The organism is Pedobacter sp. GW822-FHT03F06 (genome assembly GCF_058801365.1).
The window spans coordinates 394966-418842 of the sequence record NZ_JBXANE010000003.1; the positions used below are offsets into that span (position 1 = coordinate 394966).

The 23877-nt window shown below is 38.1% G+C and carries 15 protein-coding genes; 4 read left to right on the forward strand and 11 right to left on the reverse strand.

The window, feature by feature from the left end; translation table 11 throughout:
* The first annotated feature begins 4 nt into the window (after positions 1 to 4).
* The 4 genes from AC1RJ8_RS07020 to AC1RJ8_RS07035 are packed head-to-tail and all read left to right on the forward strand — an operon-like array spanning position 5 to position 5852.
* Entirely contained in the window at positions 5 to 1450 is a 1446-nt protein-coding gene (locus AC1RJ8_RS07020; RefSeq protein WP_492952985.1) for a DUF3526 domain-containing protein, read from the forward strand.
* Positions 1437 to 2861 carry a DUF3526 domain-containing protein gene (locus AC1RJ8_RS07025; protein ID WP_492952984.1) on the forward strand — a complete coding sequence of 475 codons (1425 nt, stop codon included), beginning with the start codon at positions 1437 to 1439 and terminating at the stop codon, positions 2859 to 2861. The genes AC1RJ8_RS07020 and AC1RJ8_RS07025 overlap by 14 nt, the downstream gene beginning before the upstream one ends.
* A gap of 27 nt (positions 2862 to 2888) precedes the next feature.
* A complete protein-coding gene (locus tag AC1RJ8_RS07030) occupies positions 2889 to 5144 on the forward strand; it encodes a TonB-dependent siderophore receptor (RefSeq protein ID WP_492952983.1) in 2256 nt (751 codons plus the stop codon).
* A 12-nt stretch (positions 5145 to 5156) separates the two neighbouring features.
* Positions 5157 to 5852 carry an ABC transporter ATP-binding protein gene (locus tag AC1RJ8_RS07035; protein WP_492952982.1) on the forward strand — a complete coding sequence of 232 codons (696 nt, stop codon included), beginning with the start codon at positions 5157 to 5159 and terminating at the stop codon, positions 5850 to 5852.
* A gap of 280 nt (positions 5853 to 6132) precedes the next feature.
* On the opposite strand, the gene AC1RJ8_RS07040 is transcribed toward AC1RJ8_RS07035, so the two are convergent.
* The 11 genes from AC1RJ8_RS07040 to AC1RJ8_RS07090 form a co-directional block, all read right to left on the reverse strand.
* Positions 6133 to 7473 carry a hypothetical protein gene (locus AC1RJ8_RS07040; protein ID WP_492952981.1) on the reverse strand — a complete coding sequence of 447 codons (1341 nt, stop codon included), beginning with the start codon at positions 7471 to 7473 and terminating at the stop codon, positions 6133 to 6135.
* 307 nt (positions 7474 to 7780) lie between these two features.
* Entirely contained in the window at positions 7781 to 9721 is a 1941-nt protein-coding gene (locus tag AC1RJ8_RS07045; protein WP_492952980.1) for a TlpA family protein disulfide reductase, read from the reverse strand.
* Positions 9722 to 9822: 101 nt separating this feature from the next.
* Positions 9823 to 10713 carry a TlpA family protein disulfide reductase gene (locus AC1RJ8_RS07050; RefSeq protein WP_492952979.1) on the reverse strand — a complete coding sequence of 297 codons (891 nt, stop codon included), beginning with the start codon at positions 10711 to 10713 and terminating at the stop codon, positions 9823 to 9825.
* Positions 10714 to 11005: 292 nt separating this feature from the next.
* Positions 11006 to 12544, reverse strand: coding sequence for a PKD-like family lipoprotein (locus AC1RJ8_RS07055; RefSeq protein ID WP_492952978.1), 1539 nt, complete (start codon positions 12542 to 12544; stop codon positions 11006 to 11008).
* Between the two features lie 12 nt (positions 12545 to 12556).
* Positions 12557 to 13357 carry a DUF4843 domain-containing protein gene (locus tag AC1RJ8_RS07060; protein ID WP_492952977.1) on the reverse strand — a complete coding sequence of 267 codons (801 nt, stop codon included), beginning with the start codon at positions 13355 to 13357 and terminating at the stop codon, positions 12557 to 12559.
* A 10-nt stretch (positions 13358 to 13367) separates the two neighbouring features.
* Positions 13368 to 14807 (reverse strand): RagB/SusD family nutrient uptake outer membrane protein, encoded by a 1440-nt coding sequence (locus AC1RJ8_RS07065; RefSeq protein ID WP_492952976.1) that lies wholly within the window; start codon positions 14805 to 14807, stop codon positions 13368 to 13370.
* Positions 14808 to 14813: 6 nt separating this feature from the next.
* Positions 14814 to 17888: a SusC/RagA family TonB-linked outer membrane protein gene (locus AC1RJ8_RS07070; protein ID WP_492952975.1), complete on the reverse strand. Its 3075-nt coding sequence runs from the start codon at positions 17886 to 17888 to the stop codon at positions 14814 to 14816.
* A 2618-nt stretch (positions 17889 to 20506) separates the two neighbouring features.
* A complete protein-coding gene (locus tag AC1RJ8_RS07075; RefSeq protein WP_492952974.1) occupies positions 20507 to 21778 on the reverse strand; it encodes an alpha/beta hydrolase in 1272 nt (423 codons plus the stop codon).
* Position 21779: 1 nt separating this feature from the next.
* Positions 21780 to 22274 (reverse strand): cupin domain-containing protein, encoded by a 495-nt coding sequence (locus tag AC1RJ8_RS07080; RefSeq protein ID WP_493008038.1) that lies wholly within the window; start codon positions 22272 to 22274, stop codon positions 21780 to 21782.
* An 11-nt stretch (positions 22275 to 22285) separates the two neighbouring features.
* Complete coding sequence (locus tag AC1RJ8_RS07085) at positions 22286 to 22747, reverse strand: cyclophilin-like fold protein (RefSeq protein ID WP_492952972.1); 462 nt, start codon at positions 22745 to 22747, stop codon at positions 22286 to 22288.
* A 45-nt stretch (positions 22748 to 22792) separates the two neighbouring features.
* Positions 22793 to 23872 carry an alpha/beta hydrolase gene (locus AC1RJ8_RS07090; protein ID WP_492952971.1) on the reverse strand — a complete coding sequence of 360 codons (1080 nt, stop codon included), beginning with the start codon at positions 23870 to 23872 and terminating at the stop codon, positions 22793 to 22795.
* Between the last annotated feature and the right edge of the window lie 5 nt (positions 23873 to 23877).

Sequence of the window (23877 nt, forward strand, 5' to 3'; positions counted from 1 at the left end):
TCAAATGAGAATAGAAGGTTTTGCCACCTGGCAGATGCTGATCAAAAAAGAGTTATTGTTGAGTTACCGGAACAAAACCGTTCTGATTTCAGCAGTTTCGATATGGCTTTTATTTATTGCCGCTACATTTTGCACCTTCTTAGACTACGATGCCGGTTATAAACAGCGGTTGGCTGCCAACGCCCTATTCAGACAGCAGTGGGAGCACCAAAGGCGTAATCCACATGATGCAGCGCATTTTGGAACCTACCTCTTCAAACCGATTAATGTCCTCAATGTCTTTGATCCGGGTATTAACGATTATACCGGAATTACCTATCGAGTAGAAGCACACATCCAGCACGAAACTAGCAATAGCGCCGCTGAGAACAATGATACGACCATGCGTTTTGGCAACCTCAGCTTTGCACTTATCCTACAGTTGTTGGTCCCCTTATTTCTTTTGTTCATGACTTCTACCGGAATTACCAGCGAAAAAGAGAACGGTACCCTTAAAATGCTTTTGGCCCAGGGCCTAAGTGGCCGCAAAATTATTTGGGCGAAGGTTTGGGCGAATTACCTGCTTATCATTGTAATTATACTTCCTGTTTTTATAATCATGACCATTGTTGTTTTATGCTCAGGCGATATGGCTTTGCTTTTGACCAGGCTTTTATGGATCCTCATTACCTACCTATTGTACTACCTGCTAATGACTTTGTTAGGTACCATTATTTCGGTTGTCAGCAATCATTCAGGAAAAGCGTTGTTTAGTGCTTTATGCTTTTGGATTTTCATGAGCATTCTTTTCCCTAAAATAATAACTGGTATGGCCAGCTGTAGTTATCCGCTAATGTCGCGGGCAGTTTTTAGCGATCTAGTGGAACAGGCTTATAGAAATGGATTAAACGGAAAGGATCCATATGCCGCCCGTGGCGAACGTTATATCAATAGCTTATTGAAAAAACATCAGGTCGATAGCGTTGAAGCATTGCCTTTTAATATAGATGGTTTGACACTTCAGTTTAATGAAGATTACCGTACCAGGGCCTTTAACCATTATTTTAAAGCGGTTGAGAACATTTTTGATCAACAACAGCGCTTCTTAATCGTATCTGGTATTATTGATCCCTTTCTATCAACCAAACGCCTTTCGATGGCGCTGTCAGGTTCAGATTTTTATCATCATGAACAGTTCTTTAAACAGGCACAGGCTTACAGAAACCAGCTCATTAGGAAACTGAACATGCAACTGGCCATGCATGGCAGGAATGTTAAAGGCGAATATGTAGTCGGCCCAAAATACTTCGGCCAGCTTAAAGATTTTAGGTATCAATTACCAATACTTGACCAGCTATTACAGCTAGAAAAAATTGCTATACTTTCTTTAACGGGGTGGATCCTAATATTTATTCTTTTACTTCAGTTTATTGCTTCACGTTCTTTATCTATTAACCATGCAGTTATTTAAAACCATATTCTTATTTGAACTGAGGCTCTTAGCCAGGCAAAAATTTATGCTTGTCTTAATCGGTTTTCTATTTGCAGCCGGGCTTTACAGCATTTATAATGGTTATCGTTTTACTCAAAAACAATTATTGGTCATTGATAGTCTTCGGAACGGATATCAAAAAAAGTATCGGGAAGCTGTAGCCAGTTTTTCAGCTGATACCACTACCGCAGCAGGGAAAACCTTGTTTAATCAGGCTGGGATACCCGCCGTAATTGAATATAAAAATCCTTTATATGCCATCCATAAACCACATTCGTTAAGCACCTTATCTATTGGACAAAGAGACTTGGTGCCTTATTATGATGTGATTACGCGTAAGCGCAATTTTGTACAGGGAACAAATGCAGAAATCTCCAACCCTGAGGTGCTTGCGGCGGGCAATTTTGATCTTGCTTATGTGATTATCTATCTGCTTCCCTTACTCGCCATCGCTTTATCCTACAATACCTTATCGAAAGAAAAAGAACAACAAACGGATAAATTACTTTTCTTACAAGGCATGTATTTTGGCAGGATAATCAGCTCTAAACTGGTTTTTAGGTTCATGCTGATTGGCATAATGGCCTGGTTGCTCAGTATAACCGGTTTTACCAGTTCGGCATTACTGACTTCTTTTGATCCAACAGCTGCTATTTTATGGCTTCTTAGTGTCTGCTCCTATCTTTTCTTTTGGTTTGCCATTATTTTTCTCATCGTCAGATTGAGTCAAAGTTCCTTACACAATGCCCTCTTTCTGCTGGGTTTGTGGTGTTTTTTCTTGATACTGTTGCCCGCAATATGCAATGCCATAGTGCGCTTATATTATCCAATTCCTTTAAAAACCGATGCCGTCGTTGCGTTAAGAGAAAATAGTGAAGCCATTTGGGCATTACCGCGCAAACTACTTATCGATACCTTTTACCTAAACAATCCTAAATACCGAGCTTTAAGGGCGCCTTCGGACACGAGCGAAAATAGCAACAAACGTTTTGCAGCCTATTATGATCTTTTGGGTCACCGCATGACCCAGGTTATTAAAAACTATAATCAGTATCCCGAAAAACAAAATGCGGCTGTCAATAGCCTAAACTGGATTAACCCGACAACAAAAACCCAATATATACTAAATGGAATTGCTGAAACCGGACTGAAAGATTACCTCTCTTATCAGGATCAGGTAAATGCCTTTCAAAAGACCTGGGTTGATTTTATGAGTGACTATATCATATCAGAAAAAAAAATAAGTTTAAATGAATTAAGCGATCTACCTGAATTTAAACTTAAACCGATAGCAAATAAAAATCAGAATATTTTGTTGGGTATTTTATACCTGTTCTCCGTCAGTTTCTGCATCATCTTTCTAGCTAGAAAATTCCGAATTAAAATTTAATTCAAACAATCAATCACAAACCAAAAAATGAAGAAAAAATTTTACCTCATTTTATTTTTATCGATTTCGGTACAACAGGTTTATGCCCAGCACGAAAAGCGGGGCAGATCGGTCCAGGATTCTACCGGCAACGGACGTCAGCTAAGTGAAGTCCGTATTGATGGTCAGAAGGCAATCAAACTAAAAAAAGACACTTTATCAAATAGTTTGAGGATGCAGGCGCCTTTACTACAGATACCACAGAATATCATCAGTATTTCTTCTGTCTTGATACAGCAACAGGGTGGATTACAGTTAAAAGATATGGCCAGAAACGCCAGTGGGGTATATTTCGGATATAACAGTTCTCCTTTCGATAGTTCGGCATCGATAAAAGTGAGGGGATTTAATGCCGCAACCACCATTAATGGAATGCCTAACCGATTGGTTTTGGGCGCGACGCTCGATGACGAGGCAATCATCGAAAACCTTGAATTTATTAAAGGCCCTGCAGGATTTATCAGTGCATTAGGTGAACCAGGAGGAACACTGAATATTGTAAGTAAATCGCCAAAGGAAAAACTGTTAAATGTACAGGTCACCGGCGGCAATTATAACCTTTTCCGTGCTACGGCAGATATTGGCAGCACAACACACAGCAAAGGTTTCTCTTACCGCTTTAACACAGCATTCCAGCACCAAGATTCTTACCTCAATTACATGAAAACCACCAAATATGTAATTGCGCCAGTGTTACAATACCATTTTAGTTTAAAAACTTATTTAATTGCCGAATACAATTACATCCGTGGGGAAGTTAAAAATGGTTCTGCTATCAATAAATTACGCCAGGATAGAGATGTATTGCAAGATCCGATCAGCTTGAATTTCAGTGCGGGGATCGGTTTGCCTTTAAGTGTTTCGCAAACGCATACATTCAGATTCAGCGCCATTCATAAATTTAACGAAAACTGGCAGCTTACCTCGCAATCGAACTTTGTTAAAGCGCCTGGCAATCAATGGTATATGGTATCGGCAAATAACCGGACTTCGATCAGTTTTAATGATCAGGACAAAACCAACCGCATTGCGACCAATTCAAATATATTGGGCGAAACCTATAGTACCAATCTGTTTTTATCGGGTAAATTTAAAACAGGTGCGTTAAGACACACTTTATTAGTTGGAAGCGATTATACCACTGGTAAAGACTCACTATCTACCTATTATGGCACCAGTGCTACCCCATTTGAAAGGAATAAGCCTAACTTTTATGTAAATCCAAATACAGTAAACCTTACCAAAAGATCAATCAAACAGGAAAACCACATTCATTACTCTGCAGCTTATGTTTACGACAACATTGCTTTTGATAAATTTCTGTTAACTATTGGTGCACGTTATACCAACTACCGTAACCGTAATATACTTACTACCACTAAGGGGCCACGTATACCGGATTATTACCAACAGTACGCTTTTTCGCCGCGTACTGCACTAAGCTTCATTCCTGACGCCGCATCTTCTATTTATTTCCTTTATGATCAATCATTTATACCTAAGACGGGTCAGGTAGTTACCGAAACCGTTGATGGCCCACAGGCCGGACAAAAAACTGTTACAGCATCAAAACCTGTTGAACCGGAATTAGGTAATAATTTTGAAATCGGCATAAAAAAGAACTGGTTTGATGGCCGTTTGTTAACCACTGTAAATGGTTTCCATACAGTAAAAAGAAATGTAGCGGCGAGAGATTTCAGAAGTTATGCGGCTTCTGCAGGGCCAATTGCTTATTATCTTCAATTGGGTGAAGTAGTAAGCAATGGTTTTGAGGTGGATGTGATCGGAAATATCACCGATCGTTTATCACTGATCACGAATTATACCTATGTGGATGCCAAAATAACCAAAGACAACAACCTAAACCCAACAGCTGATGATCCATCAATTGTAGGACAAAAGATGCCCGATGTACCTCAACAAGTGTTTAATACCTGGCTGCAATATAGCATTCCTGTAAACGGTTATAACAGAATTTCGATCAGTGCAGGACAAACCACTATCACCAAACTTTCCGCAATCAGTCAAAAGGATACCTATCTGCCCAACTATACCAAATTTGATGCAGGTTTGAGTTTTAGCAGCCCTAGATATATGTTCAGGTTAATTGCAGATAATTTAATCAATAAGCGCTACATGGGATCTGGTGACATTACAACAGAATTTCCATACCCTGGAAACAACTATTTCTTTATCGAAGGTGAACCTTTTACCATCAGACTTTCACTTGGCGTAAAATTTTAATCTTTTATTTATATGTTAGAAGCCATTGGATTGACCAAAAGATACCATGACCATGTTGCCTTGAATAATTTAAATTTAAAGGTAGAGGCTGGAGAAGTGTTTTGTTTGCTTGGGCAAAATGGTGCTGGCAAAACCACTACCATTAATCTTTTTCTTGGATTAACAACAGCCAGTAGTGGCGAGGCCAGGGTAAACAATATGTTGGTAAGCCCCAATAATGAGGAAACTAAACAGTTTTTAGCTTACATCCCGGAGGTGGTGATGCTTTATGGTCACCTGAGCAGTTTGGAAAACTTAGATTTTTTTAGCCGTATTGCAGGGTACACTTACAAAATAAATGAGCTTGAAGCATTTTTGCTTCAAGCCGGCCTACAACCAGATGCTTTTCATAAAAGAGTAAGCACTTATAGTAAGGGAATGCGGCAAAAAGTAGGGATAGCCATTGCGGTAGCTAAAAATGCCAAGGTCATTTTAATGGACGAACCTACAAGTGGCCTCGACCCGAAAGCGACTGATGAATTTAGTGAAATTGTAAAACAACTTTCGCTTGATGGCCGCAGCATTTTTATGGCCACCCATGATATTTTTAACGCGGTAAATGTGGGAACCAGGATCGGGATTATGCGGCAGGGATCCCTTGTACATACTTTAGCTGCCAAAGATACTTCGGAAATTGATCTTCGGAAATTGTATCTGCAGACGATCTAGTGGAGAACCCGTGTCATTGCGAATTTCGTACTGCAAAAAGATGCAAAGGAAAACATACCAAGCTTACCATTGGATACAAGACAACTCTTGAAATAAATCCGACGGAAAAAATATTCTCTTTAAACAGGAACTAGTTTATGTTTCATGACTTTAGAATTGGAGTAGAGGAACTAGGCTAGTGCGGTCAAAGCATATTTCTTTTATTGTGAAGAGCTGCCTTGCCCATAATCCTATTTACAGCTATTTTTGTGCATAAGCTAATCAATATATTATCATGCGCCTATCTGGCTTTCCCATCTTTCAAATAAAGTGTAATTTTTGCAGGAAAAAGTCTTTCAGGATCCCCAAAAAGCGCACAGCTTTGAGCCAATGTGCTTTTTCTAATAGCCGGTTTTCTATAAAACACCATCTTCCCATTATAAAATAATTTCACCTTTCTTTTTAAGTTGACAAGCCTATCTGAAAGAAAGATATCGACAACACCTTTTTTGATTGGAATTGTTTTGTTTAGATCTGCATTGCACAAACTGAACGTTAAACGGATTATATTATCTTCTATATCAAGATAGGCTAACGAACGATCAAACTCCGAAGTTTCAGAAATGTTAGGTTGCTCAGCTATTCCAATATTATAAAAACCTAATCTATACGATCCGTCTAAAGGAAAGTTCACCCAGCTAACTTTTTTCGGCTGAGAATTTCTGGTATAATTCACTAACCAAGGCGATACTTTTTTATAATCGATGCCGTGCCCCCTTCCTACTTGAAGATTTATCTGATGCCTAAAGTTGTTAGGATTCAAGTAAGCTAAACTATCGAAAACCTTCTTTGCAGCCAGTGTAAGGCGATTCCTTCCAAAACCTGAATCAAATTCTCCTGTTTCTAAGGCAAACGCAATATTTCTAAAATTTAAAACCGGGGCGTTCAGTAAAGGTTCTCCCCCAGCCATACATCCTGCTCCCGCCAGATAATCACTGAAAAATGCCCCCAGGCGCTGGCTACCATAGGCGCCCTCAGATATACCAATAAAGTAAATTTGGTTTGTATTAAAATTTTCATTCAACATGGACAATCTAAACAGTTTTTGCCAGGCATACTGTTGAGGCTTGTACCACCATCGATATCTTTCTTCACTTGGTATCTGAGGAATAAAATAACAATTTGCACCATCACGGTAGTAAGCGGCTAATTTTATGGCCATTGGCCACTCCTTTTCTTTTGGTCCTGAGCCGTGCAAAGATATAAAGAGGGGATAGCCGTTTAAAGGTCTATTGCCTTTTGTTAAGAAATAAAATGGTAAAGGTGCTTCATTAGGCAACACCCAACTTAAAATATTAGCTGTATTTGGGTTGGGGTCTGGAAGTTCTATTGTGTCAGTCAATGCTTTGTTCGCCCTTTTCCAATCTTCCCAGATTGACTTTGTAGTCGTTGCAATGTCCCTCGGATCTAATTTACAAAGTTCTTTTACTTTTGGATAATTACTTTGCCCCAGGAGGCCAATGTAGGATCTAAAGATTGAGTAATAGGAACCGTTCTCCATATTTTGGGCATATGTGGTTGCACAGTCAATATTCCAGATAAACAAAACAAAGTATATTAATAAAGCTTTTTTATATTTCATAAAAATTTATTTTCAAATAGCAGACGGCAAGTTCGGTCTAACGATATAAATAATTGATTATCAACTTTTTATACTGAGCGACAATCACACAGTGCAGACGAACTGCCACCTTGAGAATTGCCAAATAAGATAAAATTGATAAGTGAAATTAGAAAGGAATTTGCGTTAGACCTATTAACCTAGCATAACAACTTCAATCTAAGAACTCATTACATCCTTTCTAATAGACTCTTGTTACAAATCTTTAAGTCATGCTAAATTCATCGAAGTTAGCCTCCAGCTTTCATTGTTATGCGAATTTACAGGCTTATAAACCTTCAATAGATTCTATCATGGCACTCACTTCCTTAACCATTTTTGATTGTTCTCCACCACCGCCTCCGGTTGAACGGTACCTGATTTGCCCAGTTTTATCTATAATAAATTTCGTTGGAATTGCTTTGACATCATAGGCAGAAGAGATCGTATTCTTTAAATTTCTTGCCTTATCCTCTGTATCCAGAATTACGTTAAAACTATAATTGTTTGCTTTTAGGAATGTACTGATCCGTTGGATACGATCATCACCGGTTTCCATAGTATTTACAAATAAAAATACGACATCAGGTCTGCCTGAATATTTTTTAACAAGTTCCTGCATAGCAGGGAAGCTTGCTTTACAAGGCCCACACCACATTGCCCAAAAGTCAAGAACTACAATTTTTCCTTTTAAATCGGAAAGCCTAACACTTTCACCCTTTAAATTTAATACTTCGAAATTTGGTGCGAGTATATTTTGCTTCGATTGCGCAATGTGAGCTTTAACCTCAGAATTTATGTCCTTCTCTAAATTCGACAGGTAATCATTAAAATCATCTCCTCTACCGGCTTTACCATAAATTGACCTGAGCGTATCCCGTAAAGCAATTGTCAATTTTCCTTTTTTTATAAGTGGCTCAGCATTTTGCAGTGCCTTTTCATACTGTCCGTCAGCAGCCATCATCATTATATAGCGGTTGCGTGTTTCATTAGACATCTGTTCGCTAGCAGATGACAAGCGCATAGATTCTTCCTGTAATTTAAGGGCATCGCTAAATCTTTTATTCCTGAATAACGCCCAGGCTTCCTCTTTTTTATATACTGAAATAAGGTTATTTATTGCGTTATCCCAAGTTTTTTGATCTGCTGTAGGCCTGGTTTCTTTTTTGTACCGTTCTAACGATAGAATTGCTTCTTTTGCAAGATCAGCCGCTAAATGAGGGTATGTGTCATCCGTATTCATATGGCTAACCAAAGAATTTGCTATGAATGATTTATAATATAAATTGTTTATTTTGTTTACGTAAAATATAAATTTTAAGGAATCATTATTCTGATAAAAAGCCAAGGCCAAATTCCCATATTGGTAATCGAGTGCTGGAACCATATCAATATCTTTTTGGTTTTTGAACTTCTCTCTAAATTCAATAGTCAGCTCTTCTCGTTTGTTGGCATCGGTCTGTCTTGCCAGATTTTCCATGTATTTTCTGTATACTAATTTTCCGGCAGGATATTTCTCCAAGATAATTTTTTCAGTAAGATTGGCTTCCACGCTGTCTTTTAACAGATTATAAAGTTGTTTTTGTAAAATGTAATCTTTTTCACTCTTTCCCTGATCAATTTTTATATCATTTATTTTTTTTTCTATTACCCTTCTTCCTGAAATTTTATCCATCGCATACATCAGTCTGTAATAACTGGGAGTATAACTTTCGGCCAAGAACGGATCTGATTGAATTGCTTTTTGATACAGTTTTAACGCTTCGGTCTTATTTAGCGCTATTCCTAACATAGAGCCTAAAGATTCTAGAACAGCAGCATGAGATACATAAGATTTGGGTTGAATTAACCCATTTTTTCTTGGGTATATGATTAAATGCTCAGTATTTAATATTTTGTTGGCCTGTTTATCGCCCTTTACTGTTACAATGATTAAATCACTTTGAGATTGGGATTTAAATTTACCGTGAATTATGCCATTGCTTTCATAAACATCTACAGGTCCTTCTGACAAAGTATTGTCACCCGTGATGCCGGTTTGCTTGTATTCAATTTTATCTGAACCAACAATTTTACTATTTTGCTTAACTAATTCAAACCTGACCGTGTCTCCAGAATTAACGGGATTTAAAAGTTTAATATTTTGTGCAGGGCACAGCGTAGATATTGTTAAAATATAGACTATGATACTAAAACAACTTAGATTTAATATTGATTTCGATGGATTCATGTGTTTATATTAAAGATGATGAAAATAGGGTACGAAACGGACACCAGCGAGTTTTCTCATTCGGCTTGAAGTTGGAAGTGGCGCAATACCAGATTTTAATTTTATTTAAACAGCTCGGCTATTTTTTGTATAAGCCCCTCACCGCCCAGATCATGTGCGACAATTACGCCATTGGAATTTATTAAAAAATTTCTGGGGAGAGTCTCGACATTATACAGCTTTGACAATGGGTCTTGAAAGCCCTTCAAATTAGCTACATTGTACCAAGGCATACCATCCTTAGCAATAGCTTCAACCCAGTTGACTTTTTTAGCGTCTAACGAAACGCTCAGTATATTCAACCCTTTATTATGAAACTGATTATAAGCCTTGATCAAAGTTGGGTTTTCTTTCCTGCATGGTTGGCACCAGCTGGCCCAAAAATCGAGTAAGGTATATTTACTCTGTTTAACAATTTCAGTCAGATTTATTTGTTGTCCATCTGGTGTAGATGATGTAAAATCTCTAAACTTAGTACCTAAAAATTTCATGGAAGACAACCTATCCAGAACCGCCTTTCCAAATGAAGTGTTCTTTACTCTTGTGGTAAATTTATCATAGATCGGCATCAGTTCTTCGTATCTTTCAAATGGTATCACAAAAGAATCGAACAGGTATAATGCCATGTAGGAATCCGGGTTTTTAGCTGCGAATGATTTCACCGTATCATTTCTAAGTTTGGCCCAGTCTACTAAATCCTGATTGGAACGTACAGGCTTATTGGGATCTGCTTTCACACCATTAACGACGGAGGTAAATCTGTCAAGTGATTGGTAGACATCCTTCATCGCATGCTTAAATCTTATATAATCGTTCATCATGGTATTTCCAGGAAAAGTTGAGTGCTTTAACGAATCAGTGGCAGCGAAAACTACGGTATCGCCTGGGATAATAAAAATTTCGGTTTGATCTTTAGAGTTTTCAAACTTCAACTTTGCAAAAAGTGGTTTCATAACATTTCCAGAAATTATGAGCTTTCCGTTGATAACGGTTGAAGACCCCAACAAAGAGTCAGGTTGCATAAACCCTGGAGCGGGACGGTGCAAGGTAATCTGTTTACCATTATGTTTAATGTTGAGATTACCCGTAAGCGTAAACCTGGCACTCTGGGAAAAGGCACAGATTGGAAAAAGCAAGATCAGTAAAACTGTGTTCAGGTTAGTTTTCATAAAATATTTTATTTTTTAATGTTAGACTATTATAAATTACTTTGTCGATTTTGTGGGAGATTAACTTCTTCTAAGTTTATTCCCTAAAACTTAAATCAACAATTTTTCCAAAGTCTTTAAACGTCTTGGACATCGATAATGAACCGTTAAGAGCAGGAACTGTGTATAGGGTCATAATCCCAGAGAATGCCGGACTAGCTTCCTCATAAGAGCACACAATCAAACTTTGTTCTAGTGCCCTATATTTATCTATGTTTGCTACTGGGGTGTTGTTATTTAAAAATGATTGATATTTTAACAAGCTAATTTTCCTAGCACCCAAATCTATTACCAATGAACTACTTTTGTCCGTTGGATTATAGCGATAAACTTTGGAATCTGTTGCGTACATCAAATAACCATTTGTGGGGTCAATGGCAAAATAAATCGCATTTGCTATTTCTGGAACATTGGTTATTTCTTGATAAAGTTGTGGCTGAAAAGTTGATGAATTGGAAATAATAGTTGTTAAAAAGAATTTGTTCGCGTTGTTTTTAAATACGGCATAGGTTTGGCCAGATAGGTATTTTGTATAATCCATATATACCAAATCCATATCTACACTTCCAGGATTGAAAAACCTTGTTGTACCTACATAAATTGGTACAGTTGGTAGTGTGCTACTACTTCCGCTATGTTGCATGAATCTTTTTTTGTCGATATCATACATCAGAACATACGAGTTTGAAGCAGAGAAGTATGGCGAAATTCTGAAGGCTGCTCCCGAAAGGTCAATATTGATGGCATCGCCAAAAAAAGTCTGTTCAGCAGGATACTCCATCGTCATATCTCCTTTGTTATCCAGTACATACAGACGATTAGGGATCGGGTTTCTAATCTTTTCTGCATAATAGGGCAAGGTTTTGGTTAATACGCCAGATGATGCAAAATTTGTGAAATTCGTAAAGGTATTTTGATCGTTTCTAAGTATGTAGGTAGCTTCATCTGTACCTACAAACACTGCCTTACCACTAGCTCGTGTAAAAACATCTATGCGGTTGCAAAAATAAACTAATTTTGGTTTTCCAGTCAGTTTTACCGAATTTTGAGAAGCTAAAACGTCTTTAAAGGTCTGAGGTTCATCAATGCTGTTAAAATTGATATAATCGAGTCTTGATTCGCCGTTAATGTCGTTTAGTATCAGCCAACCGTTATTAACATTGGTCATTACATTAAGTTCAAAAGTTTTCGAGTATTTTATTCCTGTACTTTTTTCAGTGACCTCATAAAATCCCGTGTATCGAGCAGATGCCAGAGTTGCCAACCAATTTAGGTTTTTTGTCGTACTCATCAAAAACGTGGTTTCAGAAGCCCCAAACCCGCCAGCTTTAATTACGGCGAACCATTTATAAGTATACAAGCTTGTATCGCCAGATTTATCCAACGAAAATGTCAATTCAGGATTTATCTTAAGCACTGTACCTTGAAGTGGAGAATAAGACGGAAGCAAATTCGCTATGTTTACTTCGTTTAGGGTTTCATAATCATAATTTCCAAGATCCTTTCTACAGCCAGAAGAAAAAAAGATTAATGTCAAAATAGCTGATGCTGCAAAAACTAAATATTTTCTTTTCATATTGCTGATTTTTTAAATCCCTAATCCCACTGTCATAAGCGTAACTCCGTCTTTCTCGTAAATAGGTGTGCCGGACAGACGCATTCTAGAAAGATAATTTTTTAAGCTTAGGGCCCATGCGCCTAAACGGGTTACGTTCCCGGGTTGACTTAACCATTCAGGCTCTAATATTTCCTCTACATCCAGATTAAGCAGGCTTATTAAAAGCTTAAATTTTTTCTCACTAAAAGTGCCGAGGTAATTTATAGTAGTAGCAGCTCTGGAGTCCTCTCCGATCGTCCAGAAAGATGGCGAGTTCGGTATGTCATCCAATGTAATTTTAAGGCGTGTGTAGTACTTGGTAAATGGTTTATTAAAACTAACTGTGTCTAAGCTATATAGCTTGTTGCTAAAGTTCTCATTAGGCATTAATTCAAGGTTTAAGAACATACTATCGGTTTTTAGTTTCACTGTTCGGTGAAATTTGATCTGTAGTGTGTCTGCAACTTTTCCTGCTTTGATGGAGAGCGGTTGATTGAGTATTTCATAATCGACCCCCTCAACCATCGTGGTACCAGCAGCAATGCTGAGTAAATAGTTCTCATTTAGGCTTTTAGGGCTACCGATTTTTCTCACTAAAATTTTAATAATAGAGTCTTTAATCGACTCTTTTTTGTAACCGAATGAAAATCGTAAGGAATTGGCTTTTAAAGCTGTTGGAAAATAAATACTGTTTCCAGCACTTTCATTGTCATAAGTAATTAGTGTTTTTTTTTCGCATGCGAAAATCAATATAGCGACTGAAATAACGCATAATAACTGTATTTTTTTCATCAATGTAACATTATCGTTGTGAAATTTCTGCAAAAGGAACAGGCAAAGTATAGCTCATGTCCGACATCGCAGTGGTTGTATTTGTTCCTCCGTTTACTATCAAAGCAGTTTGATTTCTTTTGTAGTAGAAAAATAGTTGACCTTCTCCGTAAAATTCTCTATAATATTCTTTAAGTATATTAGTTGATATATCAGTTAAAGAAGTAGCATTTCCCAACGCCGGAAGGTTTCGTTTAGTACGTAGTCTATTCAGGTAGCTAAGTTTTGCATCAACAGTGCTTTCACATTCTGCGGCAATCAAATACATTTCACCCATTTTTAATAGCGGGACCGTTCTGTAGTTATTATAGGATGTCGTTGCCCCAACTTCGTATTTTGTAAATAGTGGGCTGTTTACAGAAGTCGTCCATTGATAGGTTCTACGATAATCATTTGACACTCCTTCAAAAACCGTATTGTTAAGAAAATTTGCGTTGGGAGCTAATAAGATACCTGTCTGTAACCCTGAAATGAAATTACTGGCATATAAATCAAAAAGAGAGGGATTTTCAACTCCCATAATCATTTCAGTTCCAAAAATTCTATTTGAGGCGGATCTTGATGGATCAGATATTTGCAAATCACTTAGTTCGGTCCATGGAAACTTGGCCTGATTACTTATCAACAATTTTGCGGCATTAAGAGCAGATGCCCTATCCCCCCGCCATAAATTTACCCGGGCCTGTAAGGCCTTAACTGCATAATAGTTCATACGATAATTTCTGGAATCTCTATTAGTAGCGCCGGTTTTCTTGCTCACCTGGGCTTGGGTTAAGGCAATATCAGAGGTGAGCAGCAATGCTTCAGCTTCCTGCAAATCAGCAATGATTTTATTCATTATTTCTTTAGATGGCAGAAAGTCCTGTTTAACAAAAGTCGATTTGTCGTAATACGGTAGGATTGCGCTAAGTGAGTCTTTAGTAAAATTTGGCGTAAAAAGGCGAAGTAGATCAAAGTAATAAAATGCCCTCAGTCCTTTAGCTTCGCCTTTGTACAGATTTAATGTTTTTGCTTCCAAAACAACACCGTAAGTGTCCAAATTTTCTAAAAATTTGTTAACATTTAAGATGCTTTTATAGTAATTTGCCCAGTAAGCCTCAATTTTTCTTTGAGCACTCGCATCAGAATAATTATTGGTATAAAGTGTACGGTATTGGTTGGCACTATTGTTTGCAGCGTATAATTTGGCGAGTATGTCAACACCGGTAATAGTGAGTTCACCGCCATACATTGCAGTGCTGCCATGGTTGAGATAAATACCATTTAAAGCATCGGCGAAACCTTGTGGCAAGCTGTAAATTTGCTTTTCGGTAAACTTATCTTCCGGCCTTACATCAAGCCATTTTTCGCAACCTGTGAGCCAAAAAAGCATTAATATAAGAAAACAGCATATGTAATTATGTCTATTCATTTTGTTTTATTTTAAAGTTGCTCTTAGACTTATTGAGAAGGATCTTGCAAAAGGGTAATCAATACCTCGTTCCAGCCTAATATTAGAGGCATAAAAAACGTTATTTAAATATCCATTTAATACTAGGGCTGATAGTGCCGCCTTGTCGAGCCATTTTCTCTTGGAAAAAGTATAGCCAACATTTATTGACTCCCCATTAAATACAGTTTCTTTTTGCACAAAACGAGATGAAATACGAGTTAAGCTACTTGAAGCTATGTTTTTAAAAGGACTAATATCACCTGGATTTTGCCATCTATCATAAAGTGCCCTTCTATCCTGATTAAATTGCAGGTCTGACAGTTCTATGTTTTCTACTTTTTCAAATAAGTCTGTATTTAACTTACTTCGGCCGATAATGTAACGGATATAAACACCGAATGTTAATTGTTTATATGCAAGGGTTGTTTTTAAAACGCCCTCAACGATTGGATTTGAACTAGCCACCACAACTTCGTCATTAGGATCGTAATTAAACGTTTGTTGGCCATTCTTTTTCAGGAAAACTTCTTTACCCGTTGCCGGATCTATCCCAAATGAAGGAACTGTCCACAAATCGTAGGAACTATAACCATCCTGATAACGTTTAAGATTATTGCTCAATCCATTTGACGATGTACTTGCCTTTAAACTGTTATTTAATGATGAAAGTGCAGCTCTAAAATTGCCATACTTTTGTTTAAAAGCAGAGGCGGTTGCACCCAGTGTCCAAGTGAATTTTCCAGGTTGATATATAGGCGAAAAATTAATGATGGCTTCAGCACCTTTTACTGTAGATATACCCAGATTGAATGGGAATTGCGTAATTCCTGTCGATAGCGGTACGGAAATGCCGATAGCAAGCGGATTGGTAATTTTTTGATAGGCATTAAACTGAAAATCAAGCTTATTATTAAATAAATTAGCATCAATACCGACACTTGCTTGTATCGTATTCTGAGGCTTAAGATCGGGCGCCCCCAGAATAGAGAGTACTGCCCCCTGTCCAAATCCATTTATTGCACTAAGATAGCTATAGGTAGATTCACTTATGTTTCCAAAATTTTCATTACCTGTTACACCTATATTTCCTCTTATTCTCAAAATACTAATCCAATTCAATTTCGATAAAAACTTTTCATTGTTCAGGTTCCAACTGATCCCACCAGAATAAAAAGAATTAAACCGTTCATTAGATCCAAATACTGTTGAACCATTGAGTGTGTAATTTAAGTCGAGATTATACCGACCAGCATAAGAATAGTTGATTGAAGTACCCAAAGAACTTCTTCTAACCAAAGTTGTTGGTGCTGATGGCTTCGATCCGGTTTCAAAACCATAAGCAAATGAAGGATTACCATTACTAGCATTCGGAAAACCAACTGCATTATATGCTATAGCTGTATTTTTTCGCTGCACTAATTCTCCCCTTAAAAACGCTGTTACAGAGTGTTTTTTATTGAAAATCCTATTATATGTTAAATTTATATTAGCATTGTAATCCAAAGAATTTGTTCTACTATTTGTATATCTACCTTTTAAAGTTTGGTCAGTTAGGTTATCGTACATTACGTTCAAGGGAGATACAAAACTGACATCTTCCGAGGAATTTTTGTTGATTTGTCCATTGAATTGAACCCTCAAATAGGTTGTTAAACTGACATCAACTTGAAAATTATTCATGAGATTAAAGTTATTACCTTTGCTGTAGCTATTTAACGAAGCGTTGTATAAGGGATTTACGGTACGTGCTATAATGTTATTTTCCAGGTACTTTTGAGAGGTTGTTGGCAAAGTATAATATGGATTAACCCTTGCCCACACTGTAAAGCTACCATAGGGAGAATTTTCATTGTTGCTCCCATTTACATAAATCCTATTGCTGACGTTTATTTTGCCAGTGCGATAAGTCAAATTAAAATTGGCACCCCAATCATTTCTTTTAGACCCAATCATCGTTGCATTATTCGTTTTCGTGTTTGCACCAATATCGTAGCGTATATTATTATCTCCCCCACCAGCAGTAACCGAGTGTCTAATCGAAAAACCTGTTCGCAAAGGCTGTTGTAACCAATATGTATTTACACCACGTTTGACATCTCTTAGCTTACTATTATAAAGGCTGTCATATGTTAATTGTGATACTGCTACAGGCGCAACATATCTTCTAGAGAGTCTCTCAAATTCTAATTTTTCTGCGGCATTCATTAAATTGTATGAGGTTAGATCAGGAATTTCAACATTTAGATCTGATGTATAGCTAAATCTGAGTTTACCCGGCATGGGTTTTTTTGTTTCAACGACAATAACGCCATTTGACGCCCGGGAACCATACATTGATGTTGATGCGGCATCTTTGAGGATAGTTATTGAGGCGATGGTATTCATATCCAAATCAATGATTATTCTGAGCGAAGTCTCAAATCCGTCCAAAATAAACAATGGTAAATTTGGATTACTTGAAAACGCATCTCTGAGTGCTGTAGTTTCAATACTCGTTTGTCCTCTTAATTCAAAATTGGGTAGAACATTAGGATCAGAGCCACTCAAGGTATTTTCAATCTGCAATATGGATGGATCTAACGTTTTTAGACTTTGCAAAATATTCTGGTTACCCAATTGCTTTAGTTGCTCACCACTAAAAGTAGCAGTAGCACCTGTAAAAGACTCCTTTTTTCGTGTAGTCATTCCCGTGACAATTACATCTTGACCGAGGGTTGTAACACTCTCTTTTAATAATACATTAACAGATAGAATAACGTCTTTTTTTACTTCTCCAAATATTGTCTTCGTCTCGAACCCTATCGATTTGATAATAAATTTATACTTCCCAGGATTTAATTTAGGAAAAGTAAAAACTCCATTTTTATCGGTATAGGTTAATGCTGATGCAGTGTTAGCATCATTTTGAGCAGAGATCGTAGCGTTAGGAAGAGCTCCTTTATCGTCCTTGACAATCCCTTTTACCGATGGATTTTGCGCAAATGAAACATGACCAAGAATTAAAAATAGAGGTATTAAACATTGGATTTTTTTTTGAATCTGCGTAAATGGTTTAATCACAAATATTTTATTAGGTTGTAAATAATAAGTTCAGTTAATAAGCAGCATGTTTCAAAAAAAATTCATTGCTGATTCGGCATTTTTATCGTTGAGACATGAGCACAATGATATATCTATCACAGTCTTTTATTTTTAAGCAAGCCAGAATTTCAATAGCCATTTATTTCATTGGCTAGTCATTTGACAAACCTCACTTCTATTTTTTTGTTGAATTAAATTGTTCGGCAATTTCAATTCAATATATCGGACTATGATCTTGTTTCGTCAAGCTCCACCTCAAACCATTGAAGAACAACAATCACTTGATCTCCAGCATATATCTCAACATTTTTTTTCTTCTATTCTACCCAGGCAACCTTTACATAAAATGATATCCTCATATCATGAGCGGATGCAAAATATCAGATCTAAAATTCGGCTAGCATCAAGTGATGCATGTGCAATTTTGGAGCGTCGGCAATTTTCCATATTGTGCCAACCTTTCCTACTACACTTTAACATATATTGGAGAGTTCTGTCATAAAATGAAGAACCTTCATTATTCATTACTTTTCCGAACTGATATTGAGATCAGTAGCAATTTATGTTACAAAAGAAGTACAATTAAAAATTACTTTTATAAATAAAAATGGCAGATAATTAAATGATCTCGGTATATAGTTAAATTAAAAGTTCACTCCTTCCTCCAAAAATCTATATCTGGAAAATCAGATGGCTATGCACGTCGATCCCCACGCCTGACGGTGACTGAAGTCAGAGAATATAAATATGATGAAGTTAAAAATTTCATTAAAAACAGCCTTGGCTATCTACTATTGATTTCAAAATGGATATATTAAAACTGACAAAGGATATATCCAGATCTTGCTAAAAAGTTGCAATGGATTTCTTTCTTAAGAAGGACGAAATAATAGATGAAAACGATCAGGAGATTTCCTTCGACCTGCTACCTGCCCAAGAGGGTCATGCACAGTAGCCATAGTTTTCTTCGAGATATCGATCACCCAGGTGGGACTACGTGCGGCCGATATTGAAAAATGGCGAAAATAGTAGCAATTTTGGGCAAAAGTGCCACCCGTTCCCTGTTCATGCTTAGTCTAGGAAAATATCATCAGTGTAGCCACAAAAGGAGACATAGGCTATAATAATTCCTCTATAAAACGAAGTAAATAATTGTTCAAGATAACAAATCAATATTTACAGGTTGACTTATGGCAAAACAACGGTTGAAATTCTGATTGATTTCAAGTACATAAAAAATCTAAGGGATCAGTTTTTCTACCGATTCTGAATGCTTTTGTTACTTTGCTATATCTAATTAGAAATTGCAATCAAAAAAACAGATGTGAGTTTTTGGAGTCAAAACTAAAGGGAAATATGCTAAAATATGATTTACCAATAATAATAGCCATAGGTTCGGCTCCCTTTGATCCAACACATCATTAGGCTATCTTTAATTCTGCCGCAGGGATAGCAATGGATACCAGCCAGTGGTCAAGGCCTGCGAGCCTATAATTATGCAAATCATCCTGATTCATTCCTTTATGAACATTGTAATAGGGGGATGACTTTAGCATACGCCCTTAAGGAACATGATACCGTTCATTTCATTAGCCAATTGCATCAGAATTTCACTCACAGTTTGGAATCCGAAGATTCACCAACTACTTGTTTAGGGAATGCAAGATCAAAGAAATGGAAACTGCTGTGCCCACAAAAATAAAGGGAGAGAAAGAACTACCTATGAAAATACATCCACTCAACGTTTAGCATTTGCTAACTATCGGGACTTAATCCTACTTCTGCTACATAATCTTTGTTTGCTTGTTGAATATCTGTTTTGGAAATCTGGACCAGTAATTCTATATTCACAGCGCTAGGACACACAATCGTTGTGCGGATTATAAGGTTTTTACTCCACCCCTAAACCTTCGGTCAATGCACGTACTGCATATTTGTACACCGCAGAACTATAGAAAACTTTGTGAACCGCCACGGGTTAAGTGTTCATAATTTGACCAAACTTCTGTTCTTTCAGAAATGGAAACACCGCCAAAATGCCGTTCAGCACACCTTTCATGTTGACATCGATCATCATATTCAGTCTTCGGCCTTAATTCTGTCCATTGGCGGCAGAGGCATGATGTCCGCACTGTTCAATAGCACACATACTCGTCCGAGTTGTTGAACAGCGGTGTCTACCAAATTCTTCACCTATTTCAAATTGATTACGACTACTGGTACCGCTAGTGCCTTTCCTCCGGTTTCATTCATTTCATTGGCTAAATTTCCATTTTTTCGTCTCTTCTTGCGCCGGGAACTACGAGTGCTCCAAGTGAAAATCAATGCTTTACCGCTACTTCGCCCGTTCCACTGCTTGCTCTGGTAATAATTACTACTTTATCCTTAATATTTTCAATGATTGATTTATCAATTTTATTGCCGTTTAATATTTCAATCCCCGATTTTCACAGTGCATCACAACGGTTATTGACCAGACCCATTTTTTCAGTTTTCATTTCAATCTCCATAAATTTCCGGAGGTGAATGTAAAATCAGCAGCCCCGAAATCTTCTAGGAGGTGTGAAAGTTTGGTGTTGCCGCGTAATGTACCAACGTCAATTGTTATAAAATATCTTGTTGAAAAAAGCTTGCATTTGAGCAGCAGAGGGTACACCATAGCTGGCAAATGTCGCTCTTGTAGCTTCATCTGGTTTCCAATCGAAAAAGGCATGTCCTGCACCTTCCACTTGAATATAAGTAACGGACTGACCCGCAGCCTTTAGCGCATCAACATACCGCTGCACCATCGCACGATTTACGATCGGATCTTTTGTGCCACGGAGTATGAAATGCGGAAGAACCCTTTCACCAGCCTTTGGAACATGCGTTGTCGGAGAAATGGCATCTAAATAACCTTCGTCTGTTTGCTCCAGCAACGCTTTAAAGTCTGCCGCCTCGGATGCACCATAACTTGGTGCCGCGGCTTTAACTGCATCGATGATTTTATTTTTTGCCTGGACCAGTGGTCTGTTTTTTGGAAGGTAGCTTGGCATATACTGGTAAATCCCATTGGCAATACCAAAACCACCATCTCCAATAAGCGGACTTAAAGTGGCCGCCGCTTCCGCTAAATGTCCCCCGGCACTGTCACCGGTAATGCCTATTCTGGTCGCGTCACCGCCGTACTTAGCGGCATGCTCCTGAATATGCGCTATTGCTCCAAACACATCTTCAATCAATTGGTGCATGTATGTTGGTTCTGTTTCTCCGTCCAATTTGTTGATCCATCGGTAGTCAATACTGAATACTACATAGCGGCCACCTCTCACCAGTTCGCGAGCTAGGCCTCTCATGATGTCCTCATTGTTGGAGGACCAACCGCCCCCATGAATGATGATGATACAGGGAAGATTTTTAGCGCCTTTAGGTGAATACACATCATATTTCAAGGGCTTGAGTCCTGGCTTCGCGTAAATAACGTCTTGAATTACCCGCACACTATCTACCAAAGAGCTGGAGATAAATGTTGCCCCGACCTTCATATCTCTGAAGACGGGTATTTTCATTACAGGTGAGAAACTTTCATAACTCGTTGTGCCCCAAACACCGCCTTTTACTGTGTAATAAATCGCATCCAAACTGTAGCCCGATGCGGGTATAGCTTTTACCGACAATACAGTGCCTACCGGTATCTTCCCGTCATTAGGGATTTTTGGACTAATAGTATAAGATCCATTCTGGGCAGGAACTGCTGTTATCGTAAAAGTTTCTCCAGTTCCCAATTTGGAAGAAGGCGATGGCATCTGGGCATTTAATTTGGTGCCCGCTAAAATGGAAACGGAAACAACCACTAATAATAATGGATAGGACATTTTCTTATTCATCATACTATTTTTTATTATACACTTCCTCTGTTACTGCTTCTTCCCAATTGACTATTCCTTTTTCAGTGTTGGGAACAATGTATAGTTGCATTAAACCGACATCGGCACTTGCACCATGCCAATGGCGAACATTCGGTGGACATTTTACGACACATCCTTTTTTGATAATTTCGAGAGGTTTTCCTTCAATTTGATGATAACCTACGCCGTCAGTTATAATTAAAATCTGACCAGCAGGATGACTGTGCCAATTACTTCTTGCACCGGGCTCGAAATATACGTTTCCAACTACAGTAGTTAAGCTACTGTCTGCATCTACTAAGCCCGTATGATAAGCATTTCCTGTAAATGTTTCGCTCGGGCCTTTTTCTCCCTTCGGGAAAATTTCGGTTAATCCAGTTTTATCCTTGTCCATTTTTTTCTGACATTTATTTTTGTTGCAAGCTGTTGCCAATACACAAAGTATAACTAGCAACGTCATTTTCAAAAGATTTCCCATTAAGATTTTGATTAATTATTTTCAAATTTAACTACAACATTTCCAGTGCCCAAAGCCGCTTCAAGGCCGGTTGGATTAGCAACATAACCTAATCTTGTATACCTGTAAGATGTGTTGAAGATTTTATAAAAAAGGACCAGCGTATTGTCTCCGTACAGGTTCAAGGCACCTGCTTTAATTGCGCCTCCAACCGATGCGTTTGTCGGAGACCTGTTTGGTAAATCAACATACTTTTCGTTTCCGTTGAGTTCTGTCATATTTAACGTAAGCGGTAACCCTGCTTTAAATGCATTTGCACTTGGGTTGTCATATAAAGTTGCTGTAAAAACAGCTGTGCCTATGGTAATTTTCATTTTTGCTCTCGATGGGTCTGTGCTTCTACTATCTGAGGCTAGCGTTGCTTCTTCACCTTTACCGCAAGTTGCGTTACAAAAAGCAAAAATGATGGCAGTAATTATTATTAAAGATTTCATAAGGCTCGATTTTGAAAAATTAAAATGTAGATGTATCTCATGAATTTACTTTAAATGGGTTTTGAAAAACGTTTCCAACCTGTCAAATGGTACCAGGTCGGTCTTGTCGTAAAGATCTACGTGTCCGGCACCTTTAACATAGACCAACTCTTTGGGCATTGCTGCCCTCTTGTAGGCATCTTCACTAAACTCTCGTGAATGCGCCTGGTCTCCCGTAATGAAGAGCATCGGACGTGGCAATATCGTTTCGATGTCATTGAACGGGTAAAAGTTCATGAACTTAGCATTACTGCTCAAGGTTGGTTTTGTGGTCGTTTCCCTGGACGCGCCCTTTGGCGTGAACTCACCACGCGGAGTCCGATAAAAATCAAAGAACTCACGCTGTATCGGATGTGTGTTTTCATCCAGCTTAAGCACTGTTCCACCAGTATATTTTACTTCGCCACCTGCAAATTCTGTATAACGTTGATCTGCTGCTGTGGCGATGATTTGCTTACGATGCTCCAGGGTTTGGGAATGGTTCAGGGCATCACGGGTGGCCGAACCCATATCGTACATGCTTACCGTGGCAACTGCTTTCATTCGAGGGTCGATTTTGGCTGCACTGATCACAAAGCTTCCACTTCCGCAAACACCGATTACCCCAATGTTGTTCCTATCCACGAAATCACGCGTCCCCAGAAAGTCAACAGCTGCGCTAAAGTCTTCGGCATAAACATCGGGCAGAACCGCATTACGGGGCTCGCCCTCGCTTTCTCCCCAGAACGATAGGTCAATGGCCAAGGTAATAAAGCCGCGAGCTGCCATGTTGGAAGCATATACATCGGCACTCTGTTCTTTTACCGCGCCCATCGGATGGCCGATAATGATTGCCGGATGTTTGGTTCTGCGATCCAGGTTCTTAGGAATGAACACATGTCCTACAACCTCCATTTTATAAAGGTTTTTGAAAGAAACCCTGTACATTTCAATACTGTCAGCCACTTTAAAAATGGTATAATCTTTCGGCGAAATTTTTTTCATTATCTCTGGCTTATTTGATTGTTGCATGGTCTTTTTTTCTGCGCAAGCCTGTGCAAAAATCATCAGGGATACTACCATTATCACTTTTATTGCTTTCGTCATGATGT

Coding starts and splice junctions, on each gene's coding strand:
- AC1RJ8_RS07080 (WP_493008038.1), bottom strand. CDS start 22,274: ATGGGAAATCTTTTGAAAATGACGTTGCTAGTTATACTTTGTGTATTG.
- AC1RJ8_RS07065 (WP_492952976.1), bottom strand. CDS start 14,807: ATGAATAGACATAATTACATATGCTGTTTTCTTATATTAATGCTTTTT.
- AC1RJ8_RS07060 (WP_492952977.1), bottom strand. CDS start 13,357: ATGAAAAAAATACAGTTATTATGCGTTATTTCAGTCGCTATATTGATT.
- AC1RJ8_RS07055 (WP_492952978.1), bottom strand. CDS start 12,544: ATGAAAAGAAAATATTTAGTTTTTGCAGCATCAGCTATTTTGACATTA.
- AC1RJ8_RS07085 (WP_492952972.1), bottom strand. CDS start 22,747: ATGAAATCTTTAATAATAATTACTGCCATCATTTTTGCTTTTTGTAAC.
- AC1RJ8_RS07045 (WP_492952980.1), bottom strand. CDS start 9,721: ATGAATCCATCGAAATCAATATTAAATCTAAGTTGTTTTAGTATCATA.
- AC1RJ8_RS07025 (WP_492952984.1), top strand. CDS start 1,437: ATGCAGTTATTTAAAACCATATTCTTATTTGAACTGAGGCTCTTAGCC.
- AC1RJ8_RS07030 (WP_492952983.1), top strand. CDS start 2,889: ATGAAGAAAAAATTTTACCTCATTTTATTTTTATCGATTTCGGTACAA.
- AC1RJ8_RS07040 (WP_492952981.1), bottom strand. CDS start 7,473: ATGAAATATAAAAAAGCTTTATTAATATACTTTGTTTTGTTTATCTGG.
- AC1RJ8_RS07020 (WP_492952985.1), top strand. CDS start 5: ATGAGAATAGAAGGTTTTGCCACCTGGCAGATGCTGATCAAAAAAGAG.
- AC1RJ8_RS07075 (WP_492952974.1), bottom strand. CDS start 21,778: ATGATGAATAAGAAAATGTCCTATCCATTATTATTAGTGGTTGTTTCC.
- AC1RJ8_RS07035 (WP_492952982.1), top strand. CDS start 5,157: ATGTTAGAAGCCATTGGATTGACCAAAAGATACCATGACCATGTTGCC.
- AC1RJ8_RS07090 (WP_492952971.1), bottom strand. CDS start 23,872: ATGACGAAAGCAATAAAAGTGATAATGGTAGTATCCCTGATGATTTTT.
- AC1RJ8_RS07050 (WP_492952979.1), bottom strand. CDS start 10,713: ATGAAACCACTTTTTGCAAAGTTGAAGTTTGAAAACTCTAAAGATCAA.